The organism is Streptomyces sp. SID1328, assembly GCF_009865595.1.
Taxonomy (GTDB): domain Bacteria; phylum Actinomycetota; class Actinomycetes; order Streptomycetales; family Streptomycetaceae; genus Streptomyces; species Streptomyces griseoluteus.
On the sequence record NZ_WWKH01000393.1, the window covers coordinates 1 to 6,467 of the forward strand.

Consider the following 6,467-nt stretch of genomic DNA (forward strand, 5'->3'; position numbering starts at 1 on the left):
GGCAGACGGGAATTGTCAGACAGGGCCTAGGGGTACCGCCGCCGGCCCGGGGGTCAGCTCCGGACGAGCGTGATGTCCCGGTCCCGGGTGGCATGGAACACGGGGAGCGGCACCAGCCCGCTCGGACGCAGCTCCATGACGTTGGCCTGGACGTGCGCGGCGCCCGCCTTCAGTGTCTCCGAGGAGACCTTCCCGGAGTTCTCCCACCGGAAGCAGGGCGGCACCGCCGAGCGTGGCGGCGAGGACGGGACGTACGGGCATCGGGGGCCTCCCGGTGTGGGGTGCGCGGGGCTCCCACAGGTACCGGCGACGCCCCGCCCGGCAGGCGACCGTCACCCCATCGGTGGCGCGTGAATGGGCCGAGCGCAGTCGTTCCCTAATCCCCCTCTCCGGGCCCGCGCACCGATGGTGACCAGCAGGTATACCGAAGACCTAAAATGATCAACGTGTCCGAGCAGCACGCCCCCAGGTCCCTCATCGTCACGCTGTACGGCGCCTACGGGCGCTGCGTACCGGGCCCGGTGCCCGTCGCCGAGCTGATCCGGCTGCTGGCCGCGGTCGGGGTGGACGCGCCTTCGGTGCGCTCCTCGGTGTCCCGGCTCAAACGGCGCGGTCTGCTGCTGCCGGCCCGCACCGCCGGGGGCGCGGCGGGGTACGAGCTGTCGGCGGAGGCGCACCGGTTACTGAGCGCCGACGACCGCCGTATCCACGCCGTCGGCCCCGCCGAGGACGCGGGGTGGGTGCTCGCGGTGTTCTCGGTGCCCGAGTCGGAGCGGCAGAAGCGGCATGTGCTGCGTTCCCGGCTGGCCGCGCTGGGCTTCGGCGCGGCCGCGCCGGGGGTGTGGATAGCCCCGGCCCGGCTGCACGAGGAGGCCCGGCACACGCTGGGCCGACTGGGTCTGGACGCCTATGTGGATCTCTTCCGGGGCGATCATCTGGGGTTCGCCCCGACCGTCGAGGCGGTCCGCCGCTGGTGGGATCTGCCGGCCATCGCCGCGGAGCACGAGCGGTTCCTCGCGGCGCACGCGCCGGTGCTGCGCGCCTGGGAGGACCGGCCGGACACCCCGGCCGAGGACGCCTACCGGGACTATCTGCTGGCCCTGGACTCCTGGCGCCGGCTGCCCGGCGCCGACCCCGGCCTGCCGGCCCGGCTGCTGCCCGCCGACTGGCCGGGGGCGCGCTCGGCGCGGGTGTTCCGGGCACTGCACGAGCGGCTGCGGGACGCGGGCGCGGTCTTCGTCGGGGTGTGAGCACGGCGGCCGGTGACCGGCCGCTCGCTCCGTGGTACCGGAACGGCTGAAACGGACACCCTCCGGCTGTGACTGTGGTCACTCGGCGGGGATGACGGCCCGGCGCGCGCGACCGTCCCGTCACCGGTGTCACCGGTGATCGACAGGGACGTAACAGCAGCTACGGGAGGGGGTGGTGGGGCGTTCGGCGCGGCGTGCGGACGGGTACCGGGCCCGGTGGTTCCGGCCACCGCCCGCCGAAGGTTTCGATGGCCGGACCCGTACCATTTCCTACAGTCGAAGGCAGGACAGCCTGCTCCATGAACGGACTCGCCGTGCACGAACGCCCCACCGAATCGGCCTCCTGGCGCATCGCGCTGCCGCACACCGCCGCGGCGGTGCCGGTGGCGCGTGCCCTGGTGCGGTCGGCCCTGGCCGAGGTGGGGCACATGGCCGACTGCGACACGGCGGAGCTGCTGACCGCCGAGCTGGTGGCCAACGCGGTGGAGCACACTGCGGGCAGCGGTCCGATCGAGCTGGTGGTGGAGCTGCGGCCGACCGGCTGCCAGGTCGAGGTGCACGACCCCGACCCGGAGCCGCCCGGCCATCTCACCCGTCCGGTGATCGAGGAGCCCGACCCCTGGCAGGAGGGAGGGCGCGGCCTGTTGCTGATCCGCGCCCTCAGTTCGTCCTGTGGTCACCGCCCGACCTCGTCGGGCAAGGCGGTGTGGTTCAGACTGCCTGTCGTTCCCGCTCAGCGTTCGGCGTGACCCCGGCCGCCTCGGCGCGGCCCAGCGTGGAGTGCCGGCGGCCGTAGGCGTAGTACACACCGAGGCCCACCGCGAGGAAGACCGCGAACTGCACCCAGGTCTGCCAGCCCGTCTCGTACATCAGGTAGAGGCAGAAGACGACGCCGAGCAGCGGGGCGACGGGGTACAGCGGCACCCGGAAGCTGCGCTTGAGGCCCGGCTCGCGACGGCGCAGGGCCATCACCGCGATATTGACGACCGCCATGATGGCGAGCGTGCCGATGGTGCAGAGGTTCACCACGGAGTCGAGCGAGGCGAAGGCCGCGGGGACGGCGAAGACGACCGCGACGATGAGCGTGCCCGCCACCGGCGTGGAGGTCTTCGGGGACACCTTCTCGAACACGCGCGGGATCAGTCCGTCGCGGGACATCGACAGCAGGATGCGGGTCTGGCCGTACATCACGGCGAGCACGACCGAGGCGATGGCGACGACCGCGCCGAAGGCGATGACACCGCCGCCGATGGTGGAGCCGGTGACCATGTTGACCACGTACGACAGCGCGGCGGGGCGGCCGCCGACCTGGTGGGCGCCGATGGCACCGATCGCGGCGACCGCGACGGCGCAGTACAGCAGGGTGACCAGGCCCATGCAGACGAGGATCGCCACCGGGATGTCCCGGCGCGGGTTCTTCGCCTCTTCGCCGGCCGTGGTGATCGCGTCGAAGCCGATGTACGAGAAGAAGGCCGCGGTGGTGCCCGCGCCGATGCCGCCCAGGCCCGCCGGGGAGAACGGGGTGAGGTTGCCGTCCTTGAACGCGCTGTAGCCGATGGCGCAGAACGCGAGCAGGATGACGAGCTTCACGGCGGCCATCGCGGCGGTGGCCCGCGCACTCTCGCGCACACCGCGCACCAGCAGCACGGCGGCCATGGCGATGACGATCACGGCGGGCAGGTTCACCACGCCGCCGTCGCCGGGTCCGGCGGACAGCGCGTCGGGGAGCTGCCAGCCGGTGAGGCTGTGCAGGAGTTCGTTGACGTACTGGCTCCAGCCGACCGCGACGGCCGAGATGGAGATGCCGTACTCCAGCAGCAGGCACCAGCCGACCAGGAAGGCGGTGGACTCGCCGAGACCGGCGTAGGCGAAGGAGTACGAGGAGCCGGAGACCGGTATCGCGCCGCCCAGCTCCGCGAAGGAGAAGGCGGTGAACACGCAGGTGATCGCGGCGAGGATGAAGGAGACGACCACGGCGGGTCCGGCCTGCGCGACGGAGTCGGAGAGGCCGACGAAGATACCGGTACCGACGATGGCGCCGACACCGAAGCAGATGAGCTGGAAGAGGCCCATGGTGCGCTTCAGGCCGTGGCCCTCGCGGTCGGCGCCGGATTCGGCGACGAGCAGATGCGGGGACTTGATGCGGGGAGCGGGCATGCGGGTGGTGCTCGTTTCTGGTGGTGCGGACGGCCCGGTCAGGCCGCTGCGTCGGCGCGGCACGAGGGGTGGGGGCCAGGCCGTCGGTCAGGATAAGGCCAGGTGAGGCGGGTCACGCAAGGGTTTGTGACGTATCCCCGAGGGTGGCGACGAGCACGGCCTTGATCGTGTGCATCCGGTTCTCCGCCTCGTCGAAGACCACCGAGTGCTCGGACTCGAAGACCTCGTCGCTGACTTCCAGCTCGGTCAGTCCGTACCGTTCGTGGATCTCGCGGCCGACCTTGGTGCCGAGGTCGTGGAAGGCGGGCAGGCAGTGCAGGAAGCGCACGTCCGGGTTGCCGGTGGCGCGCAGTACGTCCATGGTCACCGCGTACGGACCGAGCAGGCCGATGCGCTCGTCCCAGACCTGCTGGGGCTCGCCCATGGACACCCAGACGTCGGTGGCGACGAAGTCGGCGCCGCGCACGCCCTCCTTCACGTCCTCGGTGAGGGTGAGGCGGGCGCCGGAGGCGTCGGCGAGCCGGCGTGCCAGCGCGACGATGGTCTCGTCGGGCCAGAGCAGCCGGGGGGCGACGATGCGGACGTCCATGCCGAGCAGGGCGCCGGTGACCAGGTAGGAGTTGCCCATGTTGTACCGGGCGTCGCCGAGGTAGGCGAAGGTGACACTCTCCAGCGGCTTGTCGCTGTGCTCGGTCATGGTGAGCAGGTCGGCGAGCATCTGGGTGGGGTGCCACTCGTCGGTGAGCCCGTTGTAGACGGGGACGCCCGCGTACGCGGCCAGTTCCTCGACCACGCCCTGGCCGTGCCCCCGGTACTCGATGGCGTCGTACATCCGGCCCAGCACGCGGGCGGTGTCCTTGACGGACTCCTTGTGCCCGATCTGGGAGCCCGACGGGTCGAGGTAGGTGGTGTGGGCGCCCTGGTCGGCGGCGGCGACCTCGAAGGCGCAGCGGGTGCGGGTCGAGGTCTTCTCGAAGATCAGGGCGATGTTGCGGCCGGTCAGGTACCGTGTCTCGGCCTTGGCCCGCTTGGCCGCCTTCAGCTCGGCGGCCAGCGCGAGCAGCCCGCGGAACTCCTCGGCCGTGAAGTCCAGCTCCTTGAGGAAGTGGCGGCCGGTGAGGGCGGTCGGGACTGTCGCCATGGGGGCGCTCCAGGGGTACGCGGTGCACTGACTTCGCCAATTCTATACGAGCCTCGGCATTTCTATTCACAGTGCGGCATGATTATGCGCCGATTCACGCCGTGCCCGGTCTGTAGCCGGTCTATACCGGGTCCCGCTCGACCGGGCAGCTCATGCAGCGCGGTCCGCCTCTTCCCCGCCCCAGCTCGCTGCCCGGGATCTCTATGACCTCGATGCCCTGCTTGCGCAGATGGGTGTTGGTGGTGGCGTTCCGCTCGTAGGCGACGACGACTCCCGGCTCGACGGCGAGGACGTTGCAGCCGTCGTCCCACTGCTCGCGCTCGGCGGCGTGCACGTCCTGGGTGGCGGTGAGCACCCGGATCTCACCGAGGCCCAGGGCGGCGGCGATGGCCCGGTGCATGTGCTCCGGGGGATGGTCGGTGACCTTCAGCTCGCGCTCGCCGACACCGGGCTCGATGGTGTAGGAGCGCAGCATGCCGAGCCCGGCGTACTGGGTGAAGGTGTCGCCGTCGACCATGGTCATCACGGTGTCGAGGTGCATGAAGGCGCGCCGCTTGGGCATGTCCAGCGCCACGATGGTCTGCGCGGAGCCCGCCGCGAACAGCTTGTGCGCGAGCATCTCGACCGCCTGCGGGGTGGTGCGCTCGCTCATCCCGATCAGCACCGCGCCGTTGCCGATCACCAGCACGTCGCCGCCCTCGATGGTGGAGGGGTAGTCGGCCTGGCCGCGCGACCAGATGTTGAAGCCCTCCTTCTTGAAGAGGGGGTGGTGGCGGTAGATCGCCTCGAAGTGCACGGTCTCGCGCTGCCGGGCGGGCCAGCGCATGGCGTTGATGGAGACGCCGTCGTAGATCCACGCCGAGGTGTCGCGGGTGAAGAGGTGGTTGGGCAGCGGGCCGACCAGGAAGTCGTCCAGCTCCATGACGTGGAAGCGGACGGAGGCCGGCTCGGGGTGGCCGGTCAGGAACTCCCGCTTGGTCATGCCGCCGACCAGCGCCTCGGCCAGCTCGCCGGGGGCCATCGCGTCGAAGGCGGTGCGCAGATGGTCGGTGGCGAGGGGGCCGTACTCCTTCTCGTCGAAGACGCGGTCCAGCACCAGGGCGCGGGCCTCCGGGACGGCGAGGGTCTCGGTGAGCAGGTCGCCGAAGAGGTGCACCTCGACTCCGCGGTCGCGCAGGACGTCGGCGAAGCCGTCGTGCTCGGCGCGCGCCCGGCGCACCCACAGCACGTCGTCGAAGAGCAGGGCGTCCTTGTTGCTGGGGGTGAGGCGCTTGAGTTCGAGGTCCGGTCTGTGCAGGATCACCCGGCGCAGCCGCCCGGCCTCGGAGTCGACGTGGAATGCCATGCCTTCATCCTGGCCGCCGGGGGGCGCGTTCACTCTTCTCTCGGCACTCCCTCTTTTCGTCTGGTTGACGAGAACGGCCGTCCCGTTTATCGTCCTGGTGACGAGAAGTGAGGGGTTCCCATGGCCGACATCACCCGGCGCCTCGGCCGGCGCCATCTGCGCGGTGTGCCCACGGCACACATCCGGCACCACCGCTCCGGCACGCTGGTGCACGACGGGCCGGGGCTCAGCTTCTGGTTCCGGCCGCTGACCGCCGCGCTGTCCGAGATTCCGGTGGACGACCGGGAACTGGCGATGACCTTCCACGCCCGCACCCACGACTTCCAGGACGTGGCGGTCAGCGCGACGGTGACCTACCGGATCGCGGACCCGGCCACCGCCGCGGCCCGCCTGGACTTCTCCATCGACCCGGACACCGGCGTGTGGCGCGGCGCCCCGCTGGAGCAGCTCGGCACCCTGCTCACCGAGACGGCCCAGCAGCACGCGCTGGACGTGCTGGCCCGTACGCCCCTGGCGGCGGCGCTGGTGGACGGCGCGGCGGCGGTACGCGAACGCGTCACCGCGGGACTGGGCG

General features: G+C 71.3%; 7 protein-coding genes. 3 read left to right on the top strand and 4 right to left on the bottom strand.

Annotated elements, in window-relative coordinates; all coding sequences use genetic code 11:
• Nucleotides 1–53: 53 nt before the first annotated feature.
• Nucleotides 54–224, bottom strand: coding sequence for a DUF6299 family protein (locus GT030_RS11710; protein ID WP_161201050.1), 171 nt, complete (start codon nucleotides 222–224; stop codon nucleotides 54–56).
• Between the two features lie 213 nt (nucleotides 225–437).
• Between GT030_RS11710 and GT030_RS11715 the strand changes: the two genes are divergently transcribed.
• Nucleotides 438–1,250, top strand: coding sequence for a PaaX family transcriptional regulator C-terminal domain-containing protein (locus tag GT030_RS11715; RefSeq protein ID WP_161201051.1), 813 nt, complete (start codon nucleotides 438–440; stop codon nucleotides 1,248–1,250).
• Between the two features lie 299 nt (nucleotides 1,251–1,549).
• Entirely contained in the window at nucleotides 1,550–1,999 is a 450-nt protein-coding gene (locus GT030_RS11720) for an ATP-binding protein (RefSeq protein ID WP_135792268.1), read from the top strand.
• Here GT030_RS11720 and GT030_RS11725 read toward each other — a convergent pair.
• The 3 genes from GT030_RS11725 to GT030_RS11735 all read right to left on the bottom strand — a co-directional run bounded on the left by GT030_RS11725 (nucleotide 1,962) and on the right by GT030_RS11735 (nucleotide 5,893).
• Nucleotides 1,962–3,407 (bottom strand): amino acid permease, encoded by a 1,446-nt coding sequence (locus GT030_RS11725; protein WP_161201052.1) that lies wholly within the window; start codon nucleotides 3,405–3,407, stop codon nucleotides 1,962–1,964. The genes GT030_RS11720 and GT030_RS11725 overlap by 38 nt on opposite strands.
• 112 nt (nucleotides 3,408–3,519) lie before the next feature.
• Nucleotides 3,520–4,548: an ornithine carbamoyltransferase gene (gene argF / locus GT030_RS11730; RefSeq protein WP_161201053.1), complete on the bottom strand. Its 1,029-nt coding sequence runs from the start codon at nucleotides 4,546–4,548 to the stop codon at nucleotides 3,520–3,522.
• A 121-nt stretch (nucleotides 4,549–4,669) separates the two neighbouring features.
• A complete protein-coding gene (locus GT030_RS11735) occupies nucleotides 4,670–5,893 on the bottom strand; it encodes an arginine deiminase (RefSeq protein ID WP_161201054.1) in 1,224 nt (407 codons plus the stop codon).
• A 120-nt stretch (nucleotides 5,894–6,013) separates the two neighbouring features.
• Between GT030_RS11735 and GT030_RS11740 the strand changes: the two genes are divergently transcribed.
• Nucleotides 6,014–6,467, top strand: a 454-nt coding sequence (locus tag GT030_RS11740) for an SPFH domain-containing protein (protein WP_237522322.1), incomplete at its 3' end; no start/stop codon positions are given.

Excerpts from the sequence above, each read along its gene's own strand:
- GT030_RS11715 (WP_161201051.1), top strand. The coding sequence starts at position 438 with ATGATCAACGTGTCCGAGCAGCACGCCCCCAGGTCCCTCATCGTCACG.
- GT030_RS11720 (WP_135792268.1), top strand. The coding sequence starts at position 1,550 with ATGAACGGACTCGCCGTGCACGAACGCCCCACCGAATCGGCCTCCTGG.
- GT030_RS11725 (WP_161201052.1), bottom strand. The coding sequence starts at position 3,407 with ATGCCCGCTCCCCGCATCAAGTCCCCGCATCTGCTCGTCGCCGAATCC.
- argF (WP_161201053.1), bottom strand. The coding sequence starts at position 4,548 with ATGGCGACAGTCCCGACCGCCCTCACCGGCCGCCACTTCCTCAAGGAG.
- GT030_RS11735 (WP_161201054.1), bottom strand. The coding sequence starts at position 5,893 with ATGGCATTCCACGTCGACTCCGAGGCCGGGCGGCTGCGCCGGGTGATC.